22 protein-coding genes and 2 pseudogenes are annotated in these 24,458 nt (G+C 67.7%); 5 read left to right on the top strand and 19 right to left on the bottom strand.

The window, feature by feature from the left end:
• Window positions 1-144: 144 nt before the first annotated feature.
• The 9 genes from uraD to BTH_RS22735 form a co-directional block, all read right to left on the bottom strand.
• The gene (gene uraD, locus BTH_RS22775) at window positions 145-666 is read right to left on the bottom strand and encodes a 2-oxo-4-hydroxy-4-carboxy-5-ureidoimidazoline decarboxylase (protein ID WP_038707963.1); all 522 of its coding nucleotides are present in this window, start codon (window positions 664-666) and stop codon (window positions 145-147) included.
• Entirely contained in the window at window positions 666-1,619 is a 954-nt protein-coding gene (gene puuE / locus BTH_RS22770; RefSeq protein ID WP_009890507.1) for an allantoinase PuuE, read from the bottom strand. The genes uraD and puuE overlap by 1 nt, the downstream gene beginning before the upstream one ends.
• A 145-nt stretch (window positions 1,620-1,764) precedes the next feature.
• Entirely contained in the window at window positions 1,765-2,628 is an 864-nt protein-coding gene (locus BTH_RS22765) for an aspartate/glutamate racemase family protein (protein WP_009890505.1), read from the bottom strand.
• Between the two features lie 10 nt (window positions 2,629-2,638).
• Window positions 2,639-4,129, bottom strand: coding sequence for an NCS1 family nucleobase:cation symporter-1 (locus BTH_RS22760; protein ID WP_011402249.1), 1,491 nt, complete (start codon window positions 4,127-4,129; stop codon window positions 2,639-2,641).
• Window positions 4,130-4,284: 155 nt separating this feature from the next.
• Window positions 4,285-4,980 (bottom strand): GntR family transcriptional regulator, encoded by a 696-nt coding sequence (locus BTH_RS22755; RefSeq protein WP_009890502.1) that lies wholly within the window; start codon window positions 4,978-4,980, stop codon window positions 4,285-4,287.
• 323 nt (window positions 4,981-5,303) lie between these two features.
• The gene (gene ldcA, locus BTH_RS22750; RefSeq protein ID WP_009890501.1) at window positions 5,304-6,245 is read right to left on the bottom strand and encodes a muramoyltetrapeptide carboxypeptidase; all 942 of its coding nucleotides are present in this window, start codon (window positions 6,243-6,245) and stop codon (window positions 5,304-5,306) included.
• A gap of 55 nt (window positions 6,246-6,300) precedes the next feature.
• A complete protein-coding gene (gene tadA, locus BTH_RS22745; RefSeq protein ID WP_011402248.1) occupies window positions 6,301-6,885 on the bottom strand; it encodes a tRNA adenosine(34) deaminase TadA in 585 nt (194 codons plus the stop codon).
• Window positions 6,882-7,283 carry a DnaJ family domain-containing protein gene (locus tag BTH_RS22740; RefSeq protein ID WP_009890497.1) on the bottom strand — a complete coding sequence of 134 codons (402 nt, stop codon included), beginning with the start codon at window positions 7,281-7,283 and terminating at the stop codon, window positions 6,882-6,884. The genes tadA and BTH_RS22740 overlap by 4 nt, the downstream gene beginning before the upstream one ends.
• Before the next feature lie 106 nt (window positions 7,284-7,389).
• On the bottom strand, window positions 7,390-7,965 hold the full coding sequence (locus BTH_RS22735; RefSeq protein WP_009890494.1) for a DUF1993 family protein: 576 nt from the start codon (window positions 7,963-7,965) through the stop codon (window positions 7,390-7,392).
• On the opposite strand from BTH_RS22735, the pseudogene BTH_RS22730 reads away from it, so the two are divergent.
• Window positions 7,925-8,464 (top strand): annotated as a pseudogene (locus BTH_RS22730) (MFS transporter); the annotation flags it as partial. The gene BTH_RS22735 and the pseudogene BTH_RS22730 overlap by 41 nt on opposite strands.
• A 441-nt stretch (window positions 8,465-8,905) precedes the next feature.
• Here the strand turns inward: BTH_RS22730 and guaA are convergent.
• The 4 genes from guaA to BTH_RS22710 all read right to left on the bottom strand — a co-directional run bounded on the left by guaA (window position 8,906) and on the right by BTH_RS22710 (window position 13,932).
• On the bottom strand, window positions 8,906-10,525 hold the full coding sequence (gene guaA, locus BTH_RS22725; RefSeq protein WP_009890491.1) for a glutamine-hydrolyzing GMP synthase: 1,620 nt from the start codon (window positions 10,523-10,525) through the stop codon (window positions 8,906-8,908).
• A 127-nt stretch (window positions 10,526-10,652) separates the two neighbouring features.
• A complete protein-coding gene (locus BTH_RS22720) occupies window positions 10,653-11,273 on the bottom strand; it encodes a hypothetical protein (protein WP_009890489.1) in 621 nt (206 codons plus the stop codon).
• A gap of 6 nt (window positions 11,274-11,279) precedes the next feature.
• A complete protein-coding gene (gene guaB, locus BTH_RS22715) occupies window positions 11,280-12,740 on the bottom strand; it encodes an IMP dehydrogenase (RefSeq protein WP_009890488.1) in 1,461 nt (486 codons plus the stop codon).
• 427 nt (window positions 12,741-13,167) lie between these two features.
• A complete protein-coding gene (locus BTH_RS22710) occupies window positions 13,168-13,932 on the bottom strand; it encodes a DUF899 domain-containing protein (protein ID WP_009890486.1) in 765 nt (254 codons plus the stop codon).
• Window positions 13,933-14,068: 136 nt separating this feature from the next.
• On the opposite strand from BTH_RS22710, the gene BTH_RS22705 reads away from it, so the two are divergent.
• From BTH_RS22705 to BTH_RS22695, 3 genes are all read left to right on the top strand, one after another.
• The gene (locus BTH_RS22705) at window positions 14,069-15,289 is read left to right on the top strand and encodes a hypothetical protein (protein WP_011402244.1); all 1,221 of its coding nucleotides are present in this window, start codon (window positions 14,069-14,071) and stop codon (window positions 15,287-15,289) included.
• A gap of 31 nt (window positions 15,290-15,320) precedes the next feature.
• The gene (locus tag BTH_RS22700; protein WP_009890484.1) at window positions 15,321-16,007 is read left to right on the top strand and encodes a Vgb family protein; all 687 of its coding nucleotides are present in this window, start codon (window positions 15,321-15,323) and stop codon (window positions 16,005-16,007) included.
• 281 nt (window positions 16,008-16,288) lie between these two features.
• Window positions 16,289-17,257: a DMT family transporter gene (locus tag BTH_RS22695; RefSeq protein ID WP_009890482.1), complete on the top strand. Its 969-nt coding sequence runs from the start codon at window positions 16,289-16,291 to the stop codon at window positions 17,255-17,257.
• Window positions 17,258-17,368: 111 nt separating this feature from the next.
• Here BTH_RS22695 and BTH_RS22690 read toward each other — a convergent pair whose 3' ends face one another.
• Window positions 17,369-17,692, bottom strand: coding sequence for an RnfH family protein (locus BTH_RS22690; protein ID WP_009890481.1), 324 nt, complete (start codon window positions 17,690-17,692; stop codon window positions 17,369-17,371).
• A 5-nt stretch (window positions 17,693-17,697) separates the two neighbouring features.
• Window positions 17,698-18,135, bottom strand: a complete 438-nt coding sequence (locus tag BTH_RS22685; protein WP_009904866.1) for a type II toxin-antitoxin system RatA family toxin — start codon at window positions 18,133-18,135, stop codon at window positions 17,698-17,700.
• A gap of 97 nt (window positions 18,136-18,232) precedes the next feature.
• On the opposite strand from BTH_RS22685, the gene smpB reads away from it, so the two are divergent.
• Window positions 18,233-18,679 (top strand): SsrA-binding protein SmpB, encoded by a 447-nt coding sequence (gene smpB / locus BTH_RS22680; RefSeq protein WP_006026082.1) that lies wholly within the window; start codon window positions 18,233-18,235, stop codon window positions 18,677-18,679.
• A 175-nt stretch (window positions 18,680-18,854) separates the two neighbouring features.
• Here the strand turns inward: smpB and BTH_RS22675 are convergent, their stop codons facing one another.
• The 4 genes and pseudogenes from BTH_RS22675 to BTH_RS22660 all read right to left on the bottom strand — a co-directional run.
• On the bottom strand, window positions 18,855-19,802 hold the full coding sequence (locus BTH_RS22675; protein WP_009890477.1) for an SPFH domain-containing protein: 948 nt from the start codon (window positions 19,800-19,802) through the stop codon (window positions 18,855-18,857).
• Between the two features lie 91 nt (window positions 19,803-19,893).
• A complete protein-coding gene (locus tag BTH_RS22670; RefSeq protein ID WP_009890475.1) occupies window positions 19,894-20,328 on the bottom strand; it encodes an NfeD family protein in 435 nt (144 codons plus the stop codon).
• A gap of 126 nt (window positions 20,329-20,454) precedes the next feature.
• Window positions 20,455-22,854 carry a phosphoenolpyruvate synthase gene (gene ppsA / locus BTH_RS22665; protein WP_011402243.1) on the bottom strand — a complete coding sequence of 800 codons (2,400 nt, stop codon included), beginning with the start codon at window positions 22,852-22,854 and terminating at the stop codon, window positions 20,455-20,457.
• Window positions 22,855-23,622: 768 nt separating this feature from the next.
• Window positions 23,623-24,447: pseudogene (locus BTH_RS22660) on the bottom strand (phytochelatin synthase family protein); the annotation flags it as partial.
• Window positions 24,448-24,458: the final 11 nt, after the last annotated feature.

Below are 24,458 nucleotides of genomic sequence, written 5' to 3'. Positions count from 1 at the left end.
CGCATCGCGGCGGATGGCGTCGCGGCGAACCCGCCGCGACGCGCATCGCATCATTGGTTTCCGCGTCGCCGGAATTGGCCGATCGCAGCGCGATGCAACGCCGCGCTGCGCCGGGCCCAACCAGCCGGGGCGCTCAATCGACGCTCACGCGTCGATCAGATCGTCGAGCCGGAAACGCGCGATCCGATAGATCTGCCCGAGGCTCGCGCGCAACTCCTCGTCCTGCGTATGGTCGATCCGCGCCTCGAAGTTCTCGATGATTCCGTGCCGGTCATAGCCGCGCACCGCAAGAATGAACGGGAAGCCGAATTTCTCGCGATACGCGCGGTTGAGCCGCTGCAGCTTGTCGAACTCCTCCTGCGTGCAGCGATCGAGGCCCGCGCCGCTCTGCTCGCGCGTCGATTCCGCGGTCAGCTCACCGCGCACCGCCGCCTTGCCGGCGAGCTCCGGGTGCGCATTGATGAGCGCGAGCTGCCGCGCGTCGCCCGCGGCGTCGACCGCGTCCCGCATCGTCCGATGCAATGCGTCGATGCTGCTGAAGGGCCGCGCGGCCGCAGCCGCCTCGGCGACCCACGGCGAATGCTCGAAGATCCCGGACAGCGCCGCGACGAACGCCTCCGTCGACATCGCGTTCAATTGTTCGAGCGTGTAGCGCATCGCCTTCATCATGCGTCCCCCTCGCGTCGAGCGTGCGGCCGATACGGATGATGCTCGCGCCAGTGCCGCGCGATATCGACGCGACGCGCGACCCATACGCGATCGTGCCGCTCGATGTGATCGAGAAAACGCTGCAGCGCGCGAAAGCGCCCCGGCCGGCCGAGCAGCCGGCAGTGCATGCCGATCGACATCATCTTCGGCGCCTCGTCGCCCTCCTCGTACAGCACGTCGAACGCATCGCGCAGATAGTGGAAGAAATGATCGGCGGTATTGAAGCCTTGCGGCGTCGCGAAACGCATGTCGTTCGCATCGAGCGTATAGGGGACGATCAGTTGCGGCGCGCGCGCGCCGCCCGGCACCTCGACGTCCATCCAGAACGGCAGGTCGTCGCCGTAGTGGTCGGAGTCGTACAGAAAGCCGCCGTACTCGGCGACGAGCCGGTGCGTGTTCGGGCTGTCGCGGCCCGTATACCAGCCGAGCGGGCGCACGCCCGTCACGCGCTCGATCGCCTCCATCCCGAGCTTCATATGCTCGGCTTCGCGCTCGGGCGTCATGTCCTGATAATGAATCCAGCGCCAGCCGTGACACGCGATCTCGTGGCCGAACTCGACGAACGCGCGCGCGAGCTCCGGATGCCGCTCGATCGCCATGCCGACGCCGAATACCGTGAGCGGCAGCCCGCGCTTGTCGAACTCGCGCAGGATGCGCCACACGCCCGCGCGCGAGCCATATTCGTAGATCGATTCCATGCTCATGTGGCGCGCCGGATACGCGGCTGCACCGACGATCTCGGACAGGAACTGCTCGGACGCGGGATCGCCGTGCAGCACGCAGTTCTCGCCGCCTTCCTCGTAGTTGAGCACGAACTGCACCGCGACGCGCGCGCGGCCCGGCCAGTTCGCCTGCACCGGATGTCGGCCGTAGCCGACCAGATCGCGTGGATAGTTGGGATCGAATGCCATGATTGGATGCGTAGTGATGCGGCGTCAGCGGGTTCGCATCGGCCGCGCGGCGTCCGGAAACCGGGGCCGCGCGGCCGATGCGACGGATGGCCCAGTGTAGCGAAAACACCCCGAAGCGCCCATACGGGCACACGGATAGTGCATGTCAGACGGAATGTATGTGCGGTTGCGCAAAGGCGTCCGGTGATCGCGCATCTTGAATCGCGGCGCCGGGCGCCGCGGCGTCCGGGCCGACCGCCGCCCCCGCCGCTGCCTCGGCCCCGAGCGCGAACGCGCCGTCCGGGCTGAAGCGCGCGAACTCGCCGTCGTAGCGCTTCGCGAGCGGCCGCGCGAAATCGCCGCGCTTCGCGGTCGCGAGCTTCAGCGCGATCAGCGCCTCCGCCCATTTGACGGCGGCCGTCACGCCCTCGACGACGGGCGCGCCGATCGCCGCCTCGATCTCGTGCGCGAACTCGGCCATCCCCGCGCAGCCGAGCACGATCGCGTCCGTGCCGTCCTCGTCGAGCGCGCGCCGGCATTCGTCGACGATCACGCGGCGCGCAGCCGAGCCAGGCCGGTCGAGATCCAGCACCGCGACGTCGGTCGCGCGCACGTTGCGGCAGAACCGCTTCATCCCGTAACGCTCGGCGAGATGCCACGCCATTCCGCAGGTGCGCGCGAGCGTCGTCACGACCGAGAAGCCCGGCGCGAGCACGCTCGCCGCGTGCATCGCCGCCTCCGCGATGCCGATCACGGGCCCGCGCGCGAGCTCGCGCGCCGCATAGAGCCCCGGATCGCCGAAGCACGCGATCACGTAGCCGTCGAAACCGTCGCGCTCGCCCGCCGCGACTTCGGCGAGCAGGCCGGGCGTCGCGAGCGCCTCGTCGTAATGACCTTCGATCGACGGCGGCCCCATCGCCGGGCTCACGGCGACGATCGCCGTGCCGGCCGCCGCGACCTCGCGCGCGCAGCGGCCCATCGCGTCGGTCATCCGCTGCGTCGTGTTCGGATTGATCAGTTTTATTTTCATACGGACTCCATCATGCTTTCGCAAGCGCGCGGTAGAACGCACCGCCGAGCGCCGCGCCGATGAACCAGGAGAAGTTCGCGAGCCCGGACGGCGCGGGCACCATCACGCACGCAACCGCGATCGCGGCCGCGGGCAACAACGCGGCGACCGCGCGCCGGTTCACGCCGTCGCGATACCAGTACGCGCCGTCGGCCGACGTCGTATACAGATCGTCGCGCCGCAGCGCGCCGCGCTTCACGAGGTAGAAATCGACGATCAGCACGCCATACAGCGGCCCGATGAAGCTGCCGAGCACGTCGAGCGTGTAATGGATCACCGCGGGATTGTTGAAGAGATTCCACGGCGTGATGAACACCGAGGCAACCGCCGCGAGCATCCCGCCCGCACGCCAGCTGATCAGGCGCGGCGCGACGTTCGAGAAGTCGAATGCGGGCGACACGAAGTTCGCGACGATGTTGATGCCGATCGTCGCGATCGTGAAGGTCAGCGCGCCGAGAATCACGGCGGTCGGATGATCGATGCGGCCGACCGTCTCGACGGGGTCCGTGATCAGTTGTCCGAACACCGGCAGCGTCGCGGCCGTCGTGATGACGGTGACGAGCGAGAACGCGAGAAAGTTGACGGGCAATCCCCAGAAATTGCCGCGCTTCACGCTGCCGTAGCTCCTGCAGTACCGCGAGAAGTCGCCGAAGTTGAGCATCGGTCCGGAGAAATACGACACGACGAGCGAGATCGCCGTCACCATCACCGGAAGCACTTCGGCGCCGTGATACTTGACGCCGCCGAGATCGAGGCCAATGTTGCGCCAGCCCGCGCGCCACACCATGTAGCCCGCGAGGACGAACATCACCACGTACACCGCAGGACCGGCGAAATCGATGAACTTCTTGATCGTCTCCATGCCGTTCCAGAACACGAACGCCTGCAGCACCCACAGCAGCATGAAGCCCGCCCAGCCGAGCGCCGACAGCCCGAGAAAGCCATAGCGATGCACGTCCGCGTACGGCATCCATTGCGGAAAGAACTTGAGCACGACGATCACGAGCGCGCTCGACGCGAGGTAAGTTTGGATTCCGTACCATGCGATCGCGATGAGGCCGCGAATCACCGCGGGCACGTTCGCCCCGAGCACGCCGAACGTCGCGCGGCATGCCACCGGATACGGCACGCCGAGCTGCTGGCTCGGCTTCGCGATCAGGTTGCACAGCACGTTGACGATCGAAATGCCGACGATCAGCGCGGCGAGCACCTGCCAGCTCGTCAGGCCGAGCGCGAACAGGCTGCCCGCGAACACGTAGCCGCCGACGCTGTGCACGTCCGACATCCAGAACGCGAAGATGTTATATGCCCCCCAGTTCTGGTTCGCGAGCGGCGCGAGATCTTCGTTGTACAGACGTTTGCTGTAGCCGGCGGGCATCGCCGCGCCGCCGTCCGGGTCGCCCGGGCGCCCCTCGTTCGGCCGATACGAGGCGCTTTGCTGCGCCACACTGAACTGAGCCATGACATCTCCTTGCCTGCCGCGGACGAGCCGCGCGATCGTCATTGAAATCGCGGCTCGAGCGTGATCGCCCGATGCCGCCCTGGCGAGGCGTCCGCACGCGCGGCCGCCCGGCATTTCGTCAGTTCAGTGAGCGCGTTCGGTGTGCGGCCGGGCCGTCAGCCCGAGTGGCCGAACACCTCGCGCAGATCGACCGCGCCCTGCGCCGGCCGATCGAGCATCCTCAGTTCAACGTGCTGCAGATGGTGCGCCATCAATTGCGCCGCGCGCTTCGCATCGCCCGCCTCGAGCGCGGCGAGAATTTGCGCATGGTCGTCGAACGAACACGGGCTGCGCCCGTGCGATTCATACAGCGCCGACATCAGCGTCGAGCGCGCGACGAGCCCGCCCAGGCAATCGCGCAGCACCGTGTTGCCGGTGAGCGCCGCGAGCTCGGTATGGAACTCGCCGGACAGCCGAATCCACGCCGGGAAATCGCGCCGCTCGAACGCGTGGCGCTCCTTGTCGATCGTCGCCGCGACGCCCTTCAGGCGCTTCGCGCCCGGTCCCGTCGCGAGCCGCTCCATCACCGCGAGCTCGACGATGCGCCGCATCTCGAACACCTCGTGCACGTCCTGCAGCGTCGGACTCGCGACGAACGCGCCGCGATTCGGCTCCAGATCGACGAGCCGATCGGTCGCGAGCAGCGCGAGCGCCTGCCGGATCGTGCCGCGCTTCACACCGAACACTTCGCACAACTGCGCTTCCGTCAGCTTCGTGCCGGGCGCGAGCCGATGCTCGAGGATCGCGGTGCGGATCCGCTCGGCGATCGACTCGGGGCTCGCGCCCGTCAGCGCGGAATCTTTCTTCGTCATGGTTCGCATCTCGTCATGGACAGCATCGTAGATTGGACACAAACATTGTCAACAATTTTGTTCCGTTATTTTGCACAATTGGCGTGATATCGCCCGCCCCATCTGAGTGCCATCGCCCCGTCCCGACGCACTCCAAAACGGCTCCGGCACGTTCTGCGGCATTCCCCACCGTAAACCCCGCCTTATTTTTGTCGACAATTTTTTCTCCGATTGGTGCATGGGGATAGATCAGGCACGCGATGAAGATTGGCCGTTAGTTGCGTAGATGAACGCAAAAAAAGGCGGTCGCCCGCCTTTTCGCTTCGCATCGACTGTTGCCCCGCTCACGCCGCGAGATGCGGATAGTCGGACATCGTCAGCCTGAAGCCATGCTCATTCGCGACGAGCTCCGCGCGCGCGCCGAACGGCAGCGTCAACAGATCGGGCACGTGGCCGAACTGCAACCCGGTGACGACCGGAATGCCGATCACGCTGCGAATCTGCTCGATCATCGTCTGCATGTCGTAGCCGTTGTCGTACTCGAACGGGCGGGCGCCCGTGAACTGCCCGAGCACGAGCGCCTGCTGGCGCGCGAGGATGCCCGCGAGATGCAGTTGATAGATCATCCGCTCGATCCTGAACGGCTGCTCGTTCACATCCTCGACAAACAGAATCCCGCCTTCGATCTGCGGCATGTAAGGCGTGCCGACGAGCGACGCGAGGATCGCGAGATTGCCGCCCCACAGCGTGCCCGACGCGTTGACGACTTGAGCCTGCGGCACGTCGGAGACGATCGTCGTGGTCGGCTGCGTGAGGGTCTGCCAGAAATGCGCGAGCGTGAACTCGCTCGGCGTCTGAGCGCCGAAATCGGCCGACAGCATCGGGCCGCCGAACGTCTTCACGCGCGCCTTCGCATAGAGCGCGAGCTGAATCGCGGTGAAATCGCTATGGCCGACGAGCGCGATCGGCTCGTCGCGCAGCCGGCTTTCGAGGCCCCGGTAGTCGAGCCCGTGCAGGATTCGGGCGGCGCCGTAACCGCCGCGCACCGCGAGGCCGATGTCGGGCAGCGGCAGCGACGGGTCCGCGAGCCGATTCAGATCGCCGGCGCGCTCGCCATCGGTGCCGGCGAAGCGCTGGTAGCGGCGTTGCGTCGCGTCGAGGTTCTCGATCCGGTGCTGCTCGGCGCTCAGGCGCTCGAGCGCGCGGTCGACCGCTGCGGGGTCGTGCGGATAGCCGGAAGGGGCAAGCAGACGAATCGTGCGCGGCGTGCGGGACGTGGAAATCATGAATTCGCAGGAAGAATCGATCGGACGTAGTTAGAGGCGCCCCGCGCCGCCCGGTTCATTCGTCGCGCGGCGGCACGTCGGGCACCTGCTGCGCGCGGCGCGCCTCGCGAACCGCCTGTCGCCGCTCCGCGAAGAACGACTTGAGCGCCGCGCCGCATTCGTCGGCGAGCACCCCGCCCTCGACTGTCGTGTGATGGTTCAGGCGCGCATCCGCGAACGCGTCGACGACGCTGCCGCATGCGCCCGTCTTCGGGTCGGGCGCGCCGAACACGACGCGCGCGATCCGCGCGTGCATGATCGCGCCCGAGCACATCAGGCACGGCTCGAGCGTCACGTACAGCTCGCAGCCAGGCATCCGGTAATTGCGCAGCGCGCGCGCGGCAGCGCGCAGCGCGGCCATCTCGGCGTGAGCGGACGGATCGTGGCCGCCGATCGGGTGGTTGAAGCCGCGCGCAATCACCTCGTCGCCGCGCACGATCACCGCGCCGACCGGCACTTCGCCCGCCGCGCGCGCCTCCTCGGCGGCGGCGAGCGCGATGCGCATGTAGCGGCGGTCGCGCTCGGCGGCGGCGGACAGAGGCGGCGATTGCGGTTCGTCGTCGAAATCGTCACCGGACACGGGCGCGCCGGCGGGCCTCACATCGCCCCCGCTTCGCCCTGCGCGTCGCCGAGCACGCGCTCGGAAAGACGCTCAGCGATGCGACGGCAGTATTCCCGCGGCACGACCATCGGGCCGCCGCGCAGCGATTCCAGTGCCATATCGAGCGCGAGCATCTTCGCCTGCAGGCGGCAGCGGGTCGCGCGGTCGCCGACCGCGCGCAGCTCGTCCTGCAGATTGCGCAGCGCCCGCAGTTGCTCGACCGCGGGCGGCACGAAGCCCGCGTTCTTCAGGATCCGATTCGCGACGCGCACTTCTTCGGGGACGAGCAGATCGTCGTCCAGCTCCATCGGCGCGCCGGCGCCCGGCAAATCGTCGAACGCACCCCGCTTGGCGGCGGCGGCGATACGTTGTTCGACTAGAGCGTCAAGCAGTTTCATCGGGGTTTCATAACAATGCGGCATGCGGATTTTAGCAGGCGGCGTGCGCAGGTCCAGCCCGTCCGAGCAAATGCTCGATATGCCGGCTTGGGCGCGAGAAAAGGCGCTATTCTTGCTGCGATCCGTCCAACCGCGCGGCGCCTGGCGATCCGCGCTCGCTCAGGGCAACGAAGCAATGTCGATCGCCACTCGGCGCGGTGTTCGCGCCCTCGTTCTTGCCGCTTCGCTCGCCGTTGCCGGATTGGCGTCGGGCTGCGGCGTGATGTGCGGCGGCGCCGGCGGAACCGGCGGTTTCGCGGGCGGATGTGCGACCGGGGTGAGGTTTTAGCCGCCGCGCAAACCGTCTGGACGCCACCCGCGCGGCTGCCGCCGACAACGGCGGCCGCGAGCCGGATTCGCGTCGGCGCCCGCCGGGATAGCCCATCCTGCCGAGCCGCACGCCCATGAGCCGCAGAATGTCGTACGCGATCGTCGTACGGAAGTAGCAATTCGGCAGCGCAAAGCCGAGCCGGTACGACTTGCCGTCGAACGTCATCACGCGGTCGCGCGACGGCAGCTCGATCGTGCGCGTCTCGCGCCGCCGTCGAACTGCGTGAGCCGGATCGTCCTCAGGAAATCGATCGCCTTGCCGATGCGCACGCAGTTCGGCGAATGTCGTCTCGGTATCGGCGAACGACGGCACAGCAATGCCCGCGAGCCGCCCCCTTCGCAATATCGCTCGCCTGCCGGACCTGCGCGTCGAGCGCGTATTGCAGATTCGCGGCACGCTCGCCACGCTGATGTTCGCCGCATTCAACGTCTTCTGGAACGCACTCGTGCCGCCGCTGAGCGCGCCGCCCTACATGCTCTCCCATTGCGCGATCGGCGCTTTCAGCCTCGTCGGCGCATTGGGCGCGCTCGCCGCCGCGCGCGCAGGACACTCGGCCGATCGCGGCTTTGGACAGTCGACGAGCGCCGCGGCGCTCGCGCTGCGGCTCGCCTCATGGCTGCCGCTCGCGTTCATGCCGGCATCGCGGTGGGCGCTCGCGTCGACGGCCGTCCACGCGAGCGCCGGATCGCGCGGCGTCTGCACGCTGGGCGCGGCCGACAGCGCGGCCGCGCTCGTGTTCTGGGCGGCCACGGCGCGGCCAATGTCGAACGTATCCGCGTCGGGAAATACGGCAAACGGACAACCTCGGTAGCGAATATCGCGACGGCGGGATTGCCCCTGCACAGCGACGACTCCGCCAACCCCGCCGCTCATCCGGATTGCGGCCGTCGAGCATCGCCTTCGGGCAAGCGCTCAACGATCAACTTCGCGGAACCGCTCAGCTTGGCGAAGCACCGGTTTTCCGGAGTCCCGTCCAACGCGACGGCATGCATCGAGCATGGCGCAAGGCCCATTCGCACGAGCGGCTCCGGCCCGATCGCACTCGTCGCCGAATATTCGTCGGCATCAATGGCGGCGCATGCCCCTAGCCTCACGTCGAAACGATGGCCCCATCCGTGCCATGAAAAAACGAGGCATTGAAGATGCCGAAGGGTACCAACCATTGCCCGACGAAAGCACAAAAAAGCCCGCGAAATCGCGGGCTTAGGCGTTGCTTACCAGCAGACGATGCCAGCCGGTGGCGGACGTCGGATCATTCCCACTCGATCGTCGCCGGCGGCTTGCCCGACACGTCGTACACGACCCGGTTGATGCCGCGCACTTCGTTGATGATTCGGTTCGACGCGCGGCCGAGCAGCGCATACGGCAGATGCGCCCAGTGCGCGGTCATGAAGTCGGTCGTCTGCACGGCGCGCAGCGCGGTCACGTAGTCGTACGTGCGGCCATCGCCCATCACGCCGACCGACTTCACCGGCAGGAACACCGCGAACGCCTGGCTCGTCAGGTCATACCAGCTCTTGCCGACCTGCGACGGCTCGCAAAGGCCCGCCGCCGCGTCCTGCTCGGTCGCCAACGTGCCGCGAAGCTCTTCGATGAAGATCGCATCCGCGCGGCGCAGCAGATCCGCGTAGTCTCGCTTCACTTCGCCCAGAATCCGCACGCCGAGGCCCGGGCCCGGGAACGGATGCCGATACACCATCTCCTCGGGCAAGCCGAGCGCGACGCCGAGTTCGCGCACTTCATCCTTGAACAGGTCGCGCAACGGCTCGAGCAGTTTCAGGCCGAGCGTCTCCGGCAGGCCGCCGACATTGTGATGGCTCTTGATCGTCGTCGCCTTCTTCGTCTTTGCGCCGCCCGATTCGATTACGTCCGGATAGATCGTGCCCTGCGCGAGCCACTTCGCGTTCGTCAGCTTCTTCGCCTCGGCCTGGAACACCTCGACGAACTCGCGGCCAATGATCTTGCGCTTGTGCTCCGGATCGGCGACGCCCGCGAGATGGCCCAGGAACTGCTCGGACGCGTCGACATGGACCACCTTCGCATGGAGCCGGCCTTCGAACATGTCGAGCACCATCTTGCCTTCGTTCAGGCGCAGCAGGCCGTGATCGACGAACACGCAGGTCAGTTGATCGCCGATCGCGCGGTGGATCAGCGCCGCCGCGACGCTCGAATCCACGCCGCCCGACAGGCCGAGAATCACCTCCTCGTCGCCGACTTGCTCGCGAATCCGCGCGACCGCCTCTTCGATGTGGTCACGCATGATCCAGTCGGGTTTCGCGCCGGCGATGTCGAGCACGAAGCGCTCGAGCAGCTTGCGGCCCTGCACCGTGTGCGTGACTTCCGGATGGAACTGCACCGCGTAGTAGCCGCGCGCCTCGTCGGCCATGCCGGCGATCGGGCAGCTCGGCGTCGACGCCATCAGCGCGAAGCCCGGCGGCATCGCGGCGACCTTGTCGCCATGACTCATCCACACCTTCAGCATTCCGTGGCCTTCCGGCGTCGCGAAATCCTGGATGCCGTCGAGCAGGCGCGTGTGGCCGTGCGCGCGCACTTCCGCATAGCCGAACTCGCGATGATCGCTCCACTCGACCTTGCCGCCCAACTGCACGGCCATCGTCTGCATCCCGTAACAAATGCCGAGCACGGGCACGCCGAGATCCCACACCGCCTGCGGCGCGCGCAGTTGGTGGTCCTCATAGGTGCTCGCGTGGCTGCCGGACAGAATCACGCCCTTCGGTGCGAATTCGCGGACGAAGTCGTCGGAGACGTCGTTCGGGTGGATCTCGCAGTAGACGTGCGCTTCGCGGACGCGCCGCGCAATCAGTTGAGTGACTTGCGAACCGAAGTCGAGAATCAGGATTTTGTCGTGCATGGCAGCGGACGGAGAAAAGAACAATGGAATAACAAAAGCAGCGCACGAGGCGCTGCATCGAATACGTAGCCGGGCGATCGCGCCGCCGCGACACGCGGCGGCCTGACAGTCGGGAGAGCCGTGCCGATCACGGTTGCGACGGCGGCCGCGCCGCGTCGCCGAACTTGCTCGTCGCAGCATCCGTGCGCTCGGCGGGCGCCGCGGCGCTCGTGCCCGATGCGACGCCCGGCGATCCGGCCGCCTCACCCGCGCGCGACACGCTCGGCTCGATCCGCGCGGCGGCGGGCGGCGTCGCGGCCGGCTCCGAAGCACGCTTCGACGCGACGCGCGCCTCGGCCGCCTGCGCCTTCTCGCGCCGCCGCACCGCGGCCGCGAGCCGCACGCTGCCGAAACCGATCACGAGCAGCACGGCCCCCGCGACGACCGACACGAATTGACCGAACGACGACAGTTGCGGCGAGCGGATCGCGAGCAGCCACACGAGCATCACGCCGCCCGTCAGCCAGTTCACGTGCCCGACCGCACGCGCGACGCCCGTGGTCAGATCGCCGTTGAAGGCCGCGTGCGCGGCCAGCCACGCGAGCCCGAGAAGCGCGATGCCGAACGCCTGGCCGACCATCGCGGGATCGACTGTGACGAGTTGCAGCGCGTCGTACAGCGCTTTCCACGGGGTCAGCACGAACAGCACGCCGAACGCGGCGAGCAGCACGGCATCGATCAGGAGAACGGCGCGCAGCAACGGTTTCATCGGCGATCAGTCCACGTGATAGTTGGGGGCTTCCTTCGTGATCTGCACGTCGTGCACGTGCGACTCGCGCATGCCGGCCGCGGTGATCTCGACGAACTCGGCCTTCTCGTGCATCTCGGCGATCGTCTTGCAGCCGCAGTAGCCCATGCTCGCCCGCACGCCGCCGATCAGCTGGAAGATGATCGCGTTGACCGAGCCCTTGTACGCGACGCGGCCTTCGATGCCTTCCGGCACGAGCTTGTCGATGTTCGCGGAGTTGTCCTGGAAGTAGCGGTCCGCCGCGCCGTCCTTCATCGCGCCGACCGAGCCCATGCCGCGATACGACTTGTACTGGCGGCCCTGGTACAGGAACACGTCGCCCGGCGCCTCTTCGGTGCCCGCGAACATGCTGCCCATCATCACCGCGTTCGCGCCGGCGGCGAGCGCCTTCGACACGTCGCCCGAGAAGCGGATGCCGCCGTCGGCGATGCACGGCACGCCGGTGCCGCGCAACGCGTCCGACACGTTCGCGATCGCGCTGATCTGCGGCACGCCGACGCCCGCGACGATCCGCGTCGTGCAGATCGAGCCCGGGCCGATGCCGACCTTCACCGCGTCCGCGCCGTATTCGACGAGCGCCTTCGCGGCGGCCGCGGTCGCGATGTTGCCGCCGATCACCTCGACCTTCGGGAAGTTCTGCTTGACCCAGCGCACGCGCTCGAGCACGCCCTTGCTGTGGCCGTGCGCGGTGTCGACGACGATCACGTCGACGCCCGCCTGCACGAGCAGCTCGACGCGCTCCTCGTTGTCCGCCCCCACGCCGACCGCGGCGCCGACGCGCAGCTTGCCGTGCTCGTCCTTGCACGCTTCCGGATGCTCGGTCTGCTTCGTGATGTCCTTGACCGTCATCAGGCCGCGCAGCTCGAACGCATCGTTGACGACGAGCACGCGCTCGAGGCGGTGGCTGTGCATCAGCGCCTTCGCCTCGGCGAGCGGCGTGCCTTCGGCAACCGTCACGAGGCGCTCGCGCGGCGTCATGATCGACTTGACCGGCTCGTCGAGGCGGGTTTCGAAGCGCAGGTCGCGGTTCGTCACGATGCCGACGAGCTTCGGGCCTTCGAGGACCGGGAAACCCGAGATGCCATGCTGGCGCGACAGCGCGATCACGTCGCGCACCTTCATGCTCGGCGGGACGGTGATCGGATCGCGCACGACGCCCGATTCGAAGCGCTTGACCTTCGCGACCTCGCGCGCCTGCTCGACGGGGGTGAGATTCTTGTGGACGATGCCGACGCCGCCTTGCTGCGCCATCGCGATCGCGAGGCGGCCTTCGGTGACCGTGTCCATCGCGGCGGACACGAGCGGCATGTTCAGGGAGATGTGGCGGGTCAGCTGGGTCTTGAGGCTGGTGTCGCGCGGCAGAACGTCGGAGAACGCCGGGACGAGGAGCACGTCATCGAACGTGAGTGCTTTTTGGATCAGACGCATGGCAAATCCTATAGGCGCAAAAGCGAATTATACGCGATGCCCGGTTAATTTTCACAACACGAACAACGGCTTAGCCGTTTTCGAGCCGTTTCTCGCCGTTTGGGCCCCGGAATCGTTCGAATCCCGGTTCGAGTGGCTTTCGATCCGGTTTCGTTTCGGCAAGCGCCGCGCGCGTTCGCACCGGACAGGGAGAGTGCGCCCGACGCGTCGGGCCCGCCGCACGTGCTTGACGAACGACGCCGCCGAGCCGCCCCACGTGCGTCCGCACGGCCGCGCCCACATCGCCGATGACATCCTGCCTCCGGGCGTCGGCGTCTCGCCCGTCGCGGGCATCGACGCGAGCCATCCGAGCGCCGCCGCCCCATCGCTGCAACCGACACCGCCGGCGCCCCCGCGCATGCGCGCTGCGCGGCGCGCACGCGCGCCGTCAGCGCCCGTCGTACTCGTCATGGCGACGCCACCAGACGCCCGTTTCGTTGCGCCCCTTCGGCGCGCGGTCGAGCCACTGATACATGCCCCAGAGGCCGTCCAGCCCGCGCGCGTACGTCGAATACGTGTGATAGACGACGCCGTCCTCGAGCACGAATGCGCTCATCCCCGGCCGATCGCGCGCGTACGTGCGCGCGTCGGTCCGGCAGGCGGCCGCGAATTCGGCGACGGGCGCAGGCGCGGGCGTCGCGTCCATCGCGTGGCCGCCGCGCCGGTAGTTGTACTCGACGCTTCCTTCGCGCTGCTGCGCGTCGGTAAACGACACGCTGAAATCGCGGTTGAAGTCGCTGTCGAGCGACGACGCCCACGGAAACGTCCATCCCATGCGCTTCCTGTACGCCTGCAGCTTCGCGAGCGGCGCGCGCGACACCGCCATGAGCGTGACGTCGTGATGCGCGAGATGGACGACGATGCCGTCGAAGCCATCCGCGATCGCCGAGCACGACGGGCATCCCGCCGTGTAGTCGGGTCCGAACATGAAGTGGTAGACAAGCAGTTGCGAGCGGCCGCGAAAAAGCGCCGCGAGCGATGCGCCGCCGTCGTCCGTGTCGAATCGATAAGCCTTGTCGATACGCACCCACGGCAACGCCGCGCGCTGCCGCGCAAGCGCGTCGCCGCGCCGCGTGTGCGCCTTTTCCGCATCGAGCAATTCGAGCCGCGCGGCGAGCCATTCGTCGCGCGTGCCGGTCGTGTGCGTCGTCATCGATCGTCCCTCCTTTTCGTCTGCGTCGCGCGCCGCTCGATCGGTCCGCGATCCGGCGCGCCGGTTGCGTGATCGCGCAGTGGTAGATTAGTTGCGGGCTTCGAACGGTGGGAGTGACAAGCGTGGCGGGATTCCGATGGACTCGCTGATCACGGCCGCGGCGCGCGCGCTCGCGGCGGGTGATCCGCTCGGCGCGCTGAACCGCGTCGCGCTGCGCGACGATGCGCCGGCGCTCGCGCTGCGCGGCGTCGCGATGGCGCAGCTCGGCGATTTCGCGCGGGCGAAGGCGCTCGTGCGGCGCGCGGCCCGCGCCTTCGGCCCGAACGAGGCGCTCGCCCGTGCGCGATGCGTCGTCGCAGAAGCCGAGATCGCGCTCGCGGCGCGCGAGCTCGGCTGGCCCGAGCAAGCGCTCGACGCGGCGCGCGCGACGCTCGACGCGCACGGCGACCGCGTCAACGCCGCGCATGCGCGGTATCTCGCGGTCCGTCGCCTGTTGCTGATCGGCCGCGTCGGCGAAGCCGAGCGCAGGCTCGCCACGCTCGATTTCGCCGCCTGCCCGCCCGCGCTGCGGGCCGCGCACGAGTTGATCGTCGCGGGCATCGCGCTGCGTCGCATCGAGACGAAGCCCGCGCGCGCGGCGCTCGCCCGCGCCGAACGCGCGGCGCGCGACGCCGGCATTCCCGCGCTCGCCGCCGAAGTCGAGCATGCGTTTCGCGCCCTCGACGCGCCGGCCGCGCGCCTCGTCGCGTGCGGCGAAACACGCGCGCTGCGGCTCGACGAAGTCGAGGCGTGGCGCGCATCGGCATCGCTCGTCGTCGACGCGTGCCGCCACGTCGTGCACGATGCGCGCACGACGGTCTCGCTCGCGAAACGCCCCGTGCTGTTCGCGCTCGCGCGCGCGCTCGGCGAAGCGTGGCCTGGCGACGTCCCGCGCGAGGCGCTCGTCGCCCGTGCGTTCCGCGCGAAGCACATGGACGAATCGCACCGCGCGCGGCTGCGCGTCGAGATCGGACGGCTGCGCGCGCTGCTCGGCGAACTGGCCGACATTCGCGCGACGAAGCGAGGATTCGCGCTGACGCCGCGCGAAGCGCGCGATGTGGCCGTGCTCACGCACCTCGTCGAAGACGCGCACGCGGCGGTGCTCGCCCTCCTCGCCGACGGCGAGTCGTGGTCGAGTTCCGCGCTTGCGCTCGCGCTCGGCGCAAGCCAGCGCACCGTGCAACGCTCGCTCGACGCGCTCGCGGCGGCCGGCAACGCGCAGTCGTTCGGCCGCGGCCGCGCACGCCGCTGGACGACCCCGCCCGCGCCGGGATTCGCGACGATCTTGTTACTCCCGGCCCCGCTGCCGGGCGATTAGGATGACGTCATCGAACAGCCGGGAGACGGACATGAAGCAATCGACCGCCGAGATCATTCAGGAATACGGTCCTTTTCCGGGCGTCGACGGCGTGCACGGCGTCACGTACGACGGCCGCCGGGTATGGTTCGCATCCGGCGACAAGCTGAACGCGCTCGACCCCGCGAGCGGGGCGACGCTGCGCTCGATCGACGTGGCCGCGCACGCGGGCACGGCGTTCGACGGCCTGCATCTGTATCAGATCGCGGAGGACCGTATCCGCAAGATCGACCCGGACACGGGCCGCGTGCTCGCGACGATCCCCGCGCCCGGCCGGGGCGGCGACTCCGGGCTCGCGTGGGCCGAGGGCGCGCTGTGGGTCGGCCAGTATCGCGACCGCCGGATTCATCAGATCGATCCCGAAACGGGCGCGATACTCCGGACGATCGAATCGAACCGCTTCGTCACCGGCGTCACGTGGGTCGACGGCGAACTCTGGCACGGCACCTGGGAAAACGACGAGAGCGAGCTGCGCCGCGTCGATCCGCACACGGGCGACGTGCTGGAAGCGCTCGGGATGCCGACGGGCGTCGGCGTGTCGGGACTCGAATGCGACGGCGGCGACCGGTTCTTCTGCGGCGGAGGAAACAGCGGAAAAGTGCGGGTCGTCCGCCGCCCCGCGCGTGACGCCGCGGCGCGCGCCGACACCGGACGCGCCGCCGATTCGGCCGACGAATAGCCGCGGCCGCGCGCCGCCGGCGGTCTTCCCTGGCCCGGATGCGGCGGCCACACCGGCCCCGACGGCCGCGACAACGCGGAAAGTGCCGTTCGCCGCCGCCGGCTCAGCGATCGTTTCGCCGCGCCGGCAATCCGCACGCGACCCTGTCACCGACACGGCGCCCGATCGAACGCGCACGGCCTGACGACGCGCCGCCTCGACCGAATGCAGGAATGAACAAGACGAACACGGCCCAGCACCGCTAAGATGCGCGCTCGTCAGTGAAATGGTCGGAGAATTCGATGCAGCGCGGTGTGGTGTACGGCGTATTGGCAGGCGCCTTGTGGGGAATGGTGTTTCTCGTGCCGCGGCTTCTGAGCGATTTCTCGCCGCTGCTGCTGAGCGTCGGCCGCTACGCGATGTACGGCCTCGTGTCGCTCGCGGCCGCGCTGCCGGCCGCCCGCTCGCTCGCCGCGCGCCTCACGCGCGACGATCTCGTCGCGCTCGTCAAGCTCGCGCTCGTCGGCAACGTCGCGTACTACATGCTGCTGTCGAGTGCCGTGCACCTGATCGGCATCGCGCCGAGCTCGCTGATCGTCGGCGTGCTGCCCGTCACCGTCACGCTCGCAGGCCTGGGCGACCACGGCGCGGTGCCGCTCAAGCGGCTCGCGGGCCCGCTCGCGCTCGTCGTCGCCGGCATCGCGTGCATCAACGTCGATCTGTTCACGTCCGACGCCGCGCATGCGACGACGCTCGCGCAGAAGCTCGCCGGCATCGCGTGCGCGGCAGGCGCGCTTGCGAGCTGGACATGGTACGCGGTCGCGAACGCCCGCCATCTCCAACGTCACCACCATTTCGACGGCAACGAATGGTCGGTGCTGTGGGGCGTCGTCACGGGCCTGATCGGCGGGCTGTGCTGGATCGGCATCGCCGCGCTGCCGGCGGGCGCGCTGCAGCCCGCGCTGCCCGCGTCGCGTTGGCAATTGTTCTGGCTGCTGAATCTCGGCCTCGCGATCGGCGCATCATGGCTCGGCAACGGGTTGTGGAACGCGGCGTCGAAGCGGCTGCCGCTCACGCTGTCGGGCCAGTTGATCGTGTTCGAAACCGTGTTCGCGCTGCTGTACGGCTTCGTCTTCGATCATCGGCTGCCGCGCGCGCTCGAGATCGCGGCGCTCGTGCTGCTGCTCGCGGGCGTCTACGGATCGGTGCGCCGGCACGGCGACAAGCGCGCGGCAGACGATCCGCTCAACGCGAACCTCGGCGCGCACTGAACGCGGGCGCCGCGCATTTCCTCGGACGGTTGACCGGACGGTTCGGCCAGGCGTTGCGGCGGACCGGCGGCGACGGATTTCGTCAGGCGATTGGCCAACGCCGCGCGCCGCTCAGCGCGAATCCTTCGGCAGCCACTTGCGGCCCTCGATCGAGCCCTCGCGGCGGGTCTTGTCGACGCGGCGCTGCCGTGCGGCCTTCGGATCGACGATGAGCGGCCGGTAGAGCTCGACGCGATCGCCGTCCGCGACAGGCGCGTCGAGCGGCGCGAGCTTGCCGAAAATGCCCGTCTTCAGCGTCGCGAGATCCACATCGGGATGAAGCGCGAGCAAGCCGCTCGCTTCGATCGCGTCGCGCACGGTCGCGCCGGCCGGCACGTCGACGGCGACGAGCGTCTGCCGCTCGGGCAGCGCATAGCAGACCTGAACCTTCGGCATGTGCGTCACCCCTTGCCGTAGCGCTGGTCGGCGCGCTTCACGAACGACTCGACGAACGTATTCGCGATATGCGTGAACACGGGGCCGATGATCTTCTCGAGGATGATGCTCGAGAACTCGTAGTGCAGCGCGAATTCGATCTTGCACGCATCCGCGCGCAGCGGCGTGAAGCGCCAGTAGCCGGTGAACTTGCGAAACGGCCCGTCCGCGAACTCCATGTCGATCCGGGTTGGACGCTGCTGCGTATTGCGGGTCGCGAAATGCTGCTTGATGCCCTTGAAATTGATGTCGATCCGCGCCTCCATCCCGGTTTCGTCGCGGCGGCGAATCTCGACGCCGCCGCACCAGGGCAGGAAGTTCGGGTAATCGGCCACGTCGGTGACGAGGTCGAACATCTGTTCCGCCGAATGGCGGATCAATACGGTTTTCTGGACATCTGCCATAAATCGCGCGGCGTCGCAAAGGTAAACGTGCAAGCCGGGCCAACACTGCCCCGCTTTGCTAAAATCGTGATTTTAAACGAGTTGGCCATTTCCCTTCATGAGCATCATCGACAATAGAAAAGCATTCTTCGATTACCACATCGAAGAACGCTATGAAGCGGGGCTCGTGCTCGAGGGGTGGGAGGTCAAGGCGCTGCGCGCCGGGCGCGGCCAGATCAAGGAAGGCTACGTCGTCGTGAAGAACGCGGAGATCTTCCTGATCGGCACGCACATCAGTCCGCTGCCCGAGGCCTCGACGCACATCAAGCCCGATCCCGTGCGCACCCGCAAGCTGCTGCTGCATCGCGACGAGATCAAGAAACTGATCGGCAAGGTCGAGCAGCGCGGATATACGCTCGTGCCGCTGAACTTCCACTACAAGGGCGGCCGCGTGAAATGCGAGATCGGCCTCGCGAAAGGCAAGAAACTGCACGACAAGCGCGAAACCGAAAAGAAGCGCGATTGGGAGCGCGAGAAGGCGCGAATCATGCGCTCAGCCACCTGACGCGCGACGCTTTGCCGCATACGTCTCGCCCCGCCCGTCACGGCCGCGGCACGCGCGCCGCCTTTCGCGCGAGCGGAGCCGAAACCGAAACGGCCCGCTTCGATCGATTCGAAGTGGGCCGTTTCCACATGCGGCGCGTCATTCGATCCGCGCCGCGCATTCCGGCGCGCGGCGCTCAGCCCTTGCTCACGCCCGGGCCTGCCGCGCCCGGCGCGCTGCGGTTCACGATCGTCAGCGCCGACGCGATCGCCGTGCTCAGATCCGACAGGTTCGACGGCACGATCAGCGTATTGCCCGTCTTCGCGAGGTTGCCGAACGCGCCGACATACTGCTCGGCCACCTTCAGGTTCACCGCGTCCATCCCGCCCTGCGACTGGATCGCCAGCGCGATCTTCTGAATCGCCTGCGAGTTCGCCTCGGCCACCGCGAGAATCGCGGCCGCCTCGCCCTGCGCCTGGTTGATCGCCGCCTGCTTCTCGCCCTCGGACTTCTGGATCGCCGCCTCGCGCGCGCCCGACGCGAGATTGATCTGCTCCTGCTTGCGCCCTTCCGACGCGGCGATCAGCGCGCGCTTCTCGCGCTCCGCGGTGATCTGCGCCTGCATCGCGTGCAGGATCTCCTTGGGCGGCGTCAGATCCTTGATCTCGTAGCGCAGCACCTTCACGCCCCAGTTCGAGGCCGCCTCGTCGAGCGCCGACACGATGCTGTGATTGATGAAATCGCGCTCCTCGAACGTCTTGTCGAGCTCGAGCTTGCCGATCACGGAGCGCAGCGTGGTCTGCGCGAGCTGCGTGATCGCGAGCACGAAGTTGCTCGACCCGTACGACGCCTTCATCGGATCGGTGACTTGAAAGTAAAGCACGCCGTCGACCTGCAACTGAGTGTTGTCGCGCGTGATGCAGATCTGGCTCGGCACGTCGAGCGGAATCTCCTTCAGCACGTGCCGGTATGCGATCCGGTCGACGAACGGCAGCACGATGTTCAGGCCGGGCGACAGCGTCGCGTGATAGCGGCCGAAGCGCTCGAGCACCCATGCGTGTTGCTGCGGCACGATCTTCACCGTCTGCGACACGATCACGAAAGCGATGACGAGCAGCACCGCCCAGACGATCAACGAATCCATGAAGCTGGTCCTCCTGGTTGGAATATGAAAACCGAATGCGCGAACACACGCGCAAAAACGAGTGCAAAAGCGCCCCTGACAACGCGCCCGATCATGCCGGCGGCTTCGCGGCGACGATCAGGCAAGTGCCGCGCACCGCCCGCACCTCGTACAGATGCGCGTCCTCGCGCTCGCCGGCGGCAAGCTCGACGTCCCACTGCGCGCCCCGATACTGCGCGCGCGCGCGGCGATCGTGCCACTGCTTGACTGCGATCGTCGCGCCGATGTCGATGTTGACGTCGGGATTCGCGGAGGCGTCGCGCTTCTGCTTGCGGCCGAGCCCCGAGCGCCTCAACGCGATCACGGCGACGAGCGCGACGAGCGCGGCGGCGGCAAGCTGCCACGCGGCGGGCACGCCCGCGAGATGCGCGAGGCCGCCCGCGAGAAAGCCGAGCGCGATCATCAGCAGGTAGAACGTTCCCGTCAGCAGTTCCGCCACGACGAACACGCCGACGCCGATCCACCAAAAAAACTGCCCCGATACCATCGCACCTCCCGTTGCGCAAAGAAAAACACCCCGGCGTTACCGGGGTGTTTATAGCACGAACCTTGCAATTCACCTTCATCCGGACGGCGATCGACGCCCGCCGCCCGGACCGGCGATTACCGCGAATTACTGCTTCGCGGCGAGCGCCTGCCACGTCTCGATGACCGTGTCCGGGTTCAGCGAGATCGAAGCGATGCCTTCGTCGGCGAGCCACTTCGCGAAATCCGGGTGATCGGACGGACCCTGACCGCAGATGCCGACGTACTTGTCGAGCTTGCGGCACGTGTCGATCGCGCGCTTCAACATGAACTTCACGGCCGGATCGCGTTCGTCGAAGTCGACGGCGAGCAGTTCCATGCCCGAGTCGCGATCGAGGCCGAGCGTCAGCTGCGTCAGGTCGTTCGAGCCGATCGAGAAGCCGTCGAAGTGCTGCAGGAACTCTTCGGCGAGAATCGCGTTCGACGGCACTTCGCACATCATGATGAGGCGCAGGCCGTTGTCGCCGCGCTTCAGGCCGAACTTCCCGAGCAGGCCGACGACGCGCTCCGCCTGCTTCACGGTGCGCACGAACGGCACCATGATCTCGACGTTGGTCAGGCCCATCTCGTCGCGAACGCGCTTGAGCGCCATGCACTCCATCTCGAACGCCTGCGCGAAGTCCTCGGCGATGTAGCGCGATGCGCCGCGGAAGCCCAGCATCGGGTTTTCCTCGTCCGGCTCGTAGCGCGAGCCGCCGATCAGCTTCTTGTACTCGTTCGACTTGAAGTCGGACAGGCGCACGATCACGGGCTTCGGATAGAACGCCGCCGCGATCGTCGCGATGCCTTCCGTCAGCTTGTCCACGTAGAACGCGCGCGGCGACGCGTGGCCGCGCGCGACGCTCTCGACCGCCTTCTTCAGGTCGGCGTCGATGTTCGGATACTCGAGGATCGCCTTCGGATGCACGCCGATGTTGTTGTTGATGATGAACTCGAGGCGCGCGAGGCCGACACCGGCATTCGGCAGTTGCGAGAAGTCGAACGCGAGTTGCGGGTTGCCGACGTTCATCATGATCTTGACCGGCACGCTCGGCAGCTCGCCGCGCTGCACCTCGGACACCTCGGTCTCGAGCAGGCCGTCGTAGATCTTGCCTTCGTCGCCTTCCGCGCACGACACGGTGACGAGCGAGCCGTCCTTCAGCACGTCGGTCGCGTCGCCGCAACCGACCACCGCCGGCACGCCGAGCTCGCGCGCGATGATCGCCGCGTGGCAGGTGCGGCCGCCGCGGTTCGTGACGATCGCGGACGCGCGCTTCATCACCGGCTCCCAGTTCGGGTCGGTCATGTCGGCGACGAGCACGTCGCCCGGTTGCACGCGCTCCATCTCCGACGGATCGTGAATCACGCGCACGGGGCCCGCGCCGATCTTCTGGCCGATCGCGCGGCCCGTCGCGAGCACCTGCGACTGGCCCTTCAGCTTGAAACGCTGCTCGACCTTGCCGTGCGCCTGGCTCTTCACCGTTTCGGGGCGCGCCTGCAGGATGAAGATCTTGCCGTCGCGGCCGTCCTTGCCCCACTCGATGTCCATCGGACGCTGGTAGTGCTTCTCGATGATGACCGCGTACTTCGCGAGCTCGATCACGTCGTCGTCGGTGATCGAATAGCGGTTGCGCTGCTCGTGCGGCACGTCGACCGTCTTCACGCGGCCCGGCTCGCCCGGCTGCGTGAACTCCATCTTGATCAGCTTCGAGCCGATCGAGCGGCGGATGATCGGGTACTTGTCCTGCTCGAGCGTCGTCTTGAACACATAGAACTCGTCCGGGTTCACCGCGCCCTGCACGACGGTTTCGCCCAGGCCGTAGCTCGCGGTGATGAACACGGCGTCCTTGAAGCCCGATTCGGTGTCGATCGTGAACATCACGCCGGCCGCGCCGACGTCCGAGCGCACCATCCGCTGCACGCCTGCCGACAGCGCGACCTCGGCGTGCGTGAAGCCCTTGTGCACGCGGTACGAGATCGCGCGGTCGTTGTACAGCGACGCGAACACGTGCTTCATCCGGTCGAGCACATCCTCGATGCCGACGACGTTCAGATACGACTCCTGCTGACCGGCGAACGATGCGTCGGGCAGATCTTCCGCGGTCGCGGACGAGCGCACGGCGAACGACAGCTCGCCCGGCGAGCCGTTCTTCAGGATCTCGAACTGCGAGCGGATTTCCTGCTCGAGGCGCGGCTGCAGCGGCGCGTCGACGATCCACTTGCGGATCTCGGCACCGGCTTCGGCGAGCGCCTTCACGTCGTCGACGTCGAGCGACTCGAGACGTTGCGCGATGCGTTCGGTGAGGTTGTTGTGCTGGAGAAAATCGCGGAATGCGAGCGCGGTCGTTGCGAAACCGGTGGGCACGCGCACGCCTGCCTCGGCCAGTTGGCTGATCATCTCGCCGAGCGACGCATTCTTGCCGCCGACGATTTCGACATCGGTCATTCGCAACTGCTCGAACGGAATTACATACGCCTGATCCTTTGCGACGTTTGCTGCGTTAGTCATACAAGCCCCTAAGTGTGAAAAAAATGCTCGATCGTGCAACGGGCTCGGAGCGCGGCCGCTTGCAAAAAGCGGGACGCGCATTGCACAACCTGTCGGATAAGCCTTCGCAGGGTCGCGGCGATTCCGGCGCGCTTGCAAAAAATCCCGGAAGAAAGGCGAAAAAGCAGACAAATCGCCGAACTTGCCGGGAATCCGTAGCGCATCGCGATCCGAAACGCGGCCGCGCCACGCATCAGCCGCAAGGGCTTATCCAACAGGTTGCCGCTATTCTACCGTGCCGGCTAGCGGATGTGGCGCAACCCGCTCGCAATGGCGCTCTAGCGCGCGGTTTCGACGCGCGGCGCACCGGAGCGCGTTTCCGGGCGCGGGCTCGCTCGCCGGATTGCCGGATTCCGTTCCGCGCCGAGGATGCCGGCGCCTGGCGACGGTGTGACATGGATGCGTTCGATGCACCGCGCATCGGCTTCAGCGCAAGGTGGTGGACGGCGCCAAGCAAGCGGCAAGCGGCGGACGGTGGCCGATTTCGGGTTTTCGATCTAGCCCCGAAACCTTGGCATGCAGCGCTCGGACACGGAATGCCGGATGTCGACGTACGCGTTGCAAGCCCGAACGCCCTTTCGTCGATGCGCGGCGCTCCGCCGGCCGGCCGCGCCTGCCGTTGCTCGTTTGCGCCGTCCGCCCGGGCGGCCCATGTGTGCCGGACGCATTCCGAAGACGCGCGCCGCCCCGCACCCGCGCCGCCAGAAAGCCGCGCCTCCACGTCCGGGCTCAGCCGCCGCCGGCCGCCCCGTCGATCAGCACGTAGCCGCGGCTGCGGCCGCCGCTGTCCGCGTCGGGCGTATTCATCGCCGCGTGGAGATCTGCCGTCGTCACCCAGACGGGCGGATACTTGTAGCGGGACACATCGAGAATCAGGAAGCGGTCGGCCGCGGCGTCGTACGCGCCGAGCGGCGAGATGTGGCCGCCCGTCTGCTGGCCGAGGCGGCTTCTCAGGTAGTTGACGAGCACGTAACGCCCCGGGCGGCCGAGGTGCGCGACCGCGTCCGCGCGAAATGCGTCGATCGACACGTCCGACGCGTGACGTATGTCGCCGCTCGCGCCGAGCGCGTGCGCGAGCGCGCCGAGCTGATCGAGCGTCATGCCGTGCAGTTCGATCTGCGCGCGCGGGCGAATCTTCTCGGTCGCGTCGTTGAGCACGTTGTCCTGCGTGAAATAATGGAACGGCGGATATTGCGCGGCGGCGGGCGCCGGCACGCGCAGCGCGTTCAGCACCATCACGAGCGACGCGACGCCGCAATAGCTCTGCGTCTGCTGCGTGACGAAGTGACTGCCGAGCGATGCGTACGCGCTGCGCGCGCCGCTCTCCGCCAGCATCCGCTCGCCGGCGCTGCTGCCGAGGTCGATCAGGCGGTCGGGCAACGGCAGGGGTTGCGCGGCCGCGCCGCCGATCAACGCAAGCGCGACGAGTACGGCGCTGGCGAATCTTTTGCTCACGATCATGGCTCCCGGGTCGTTCGACGAGCGAAGCGCCGCTCACGCGGCGCCCGCACGAGCATAGCGCGAAGCCGGCGGCGATGCGGCGCGACGCCTTGCGCCACGCCGAT

Origin of the sequence: Burkholderia thailandensis E264 (assembly GCF_000012365.1) — a bacterium.
Classification (GTDB): Bacteria; Pseudomonadota; Gammaproteobacteria; order Burkholderiales; family Burkholderiaceae; genus Burkholderia; species Burkholderia thailandensis.
The sequence above is the reverse complement of the archived record's forward strand: the minus strand, read 5'-3'. Positions and strand labels throughout refer to the sequence as shown.

Excerpts from the sequence above, each read along its gene's own strand:
- uraD (WP_038707963.1), bottom strand. The coding sequence starts at position 666 with ATGAAGGCGATGCGCTACACGCTCGAACAATTGAACGCGATGTCGACG.
- puuE (WP_009890507.1), bottom strand. The coding sequence starts at position 1,619 with ATGGCATTCGATCCCAACTATCCACGCGATCTGGTCGGCTACGGCCGA.
- BTH_RS22765 (WP_009890505.1), bottom strand. The coding sequence starts at position 2,628 with ATGAAAATAAAACTGATCAATCCGAACACGACGCAGCGGATGACCGAC.
- BTH_RS22760 (WP_011402249.1), bottom strand. The coding sequence starts at position 4,129 with ATGGCTCAGTTCAGTGTGGCGCAGCAAAGCGCCTCGTATCGGCCGAAC.
- BTH_RS22755 (WP_009890502.1), bottom strand. The coding sequence starts at position 4,980 with ATGACGAAGAAAGATTCCGCGCTGACGGGCGCGAGCCCCGAGTCGATC.
- ldcA (WP_009890501.1), bottom strand. The coding sequence starts at position 6,245 with ATGATTTCCACGTCCCGCACGCCGCGCACGATTCGTCTGCTTGCCCCT.
- BTH_RS22740 (WP_009890497.1), bottom strand. The coding sequence starts at position 7,283 with ATGAAACTGCTTGACGCTCTAGTCGAACAACGTATCGCCGCCGCCGCC.
- guaA (WP_009890491.1), bottom strand. The coding sequence starts at position 10,525 with ATGCACGACAAAATCCTGATTCTCGACTTCGGTTCGCAAGTCACTCAA.
- BTH_RS22720 (WP_009890489.1), bottom strand. The coding sequence starts at position 11,273 with ATGAAACCGTTGCTGCGCGCCGTTCTCCTGATCGATGCCGTGCTGCTC.
- guaB (WP_009890488.1), bottom strand. The coding sequence starts at position 12,740 with ATGCGTCTGATCCAAAAAGCACTCACGTTCGATGACGTGCTCCTCGTC.
- BTH_RS22710 (WP_009890486.1), bottom strand. The coding sequence starts at position 13,932 with ATGACGACGCACACGACCGGCACGCGCGACGAATGGCTCGCCGCGCGG.
- BTH_RS22705 (WP_011402244.1), top strand. The coding sequence starts at position 14,069 with ATGGACTCGCTGATCACGGCCGCGGCGCGCGCGCTCGCGGCGGGTGAT.
- BTH_RS22700 (WP_009890484.1), top strand. The coding sequence starts at position 15,321 with ATGAAGCAATCGACCGCCGAGATCATTCAGGAATACGGTCCTTTTCCG.
- BTH_RS22695 (WP_009890482.1), top strand. The coding sequence starts at position 16,289 with ATGCAGCGCGGTGTGGTGTACGGCGTATTGGCAGGCGCCTTGTGGGGA.
- BTH_RS22690 (WP_009890481.1), bottom strand. The coding sequence starts at position 17,692 with ATGCCGAAGGTTCAGGTCTGCTATGCGCTGCCCGAGCGGCAGACGCTC.
- BTH_RS22685 (WP_009904866.1), bottom strand. The coding sequence starts at position 18,135 with ATGGCAGATGTCCAGAAAACCGTATTGATCCGCCATTCGGCGGAACAG.
- smpB (WP_006026082.1), top strand. The coding sequence starts at position 18,233 with ATGAGCATCATCGACAATAGAAAAGCATTCTTCGATTACCACATCGAA.
- BTH_RS22675 (WP_009890477.1), bottom strand. The coding sequence starts at position 19,802 with ATGGATTCGTTGATCGTCTGGGCGGTGCTGCTCGTCATCGCTTTCGTG.
- BTH_RS22670 (WP_009890475.1), bottom strand. The coding sequence starts at position 20,328 with ATGGTATCGGGGCAGTTTTTTTGGTGGATCGGCGTCGGCGTGTTCGTC.
- ppsA (WP_011402243.1), bottom strand. The coding sequence starts at position 22,854 with ATGACTAACGCAGCAAACGTCGCAAAGGATCAGGCGTATGTAATTCCG.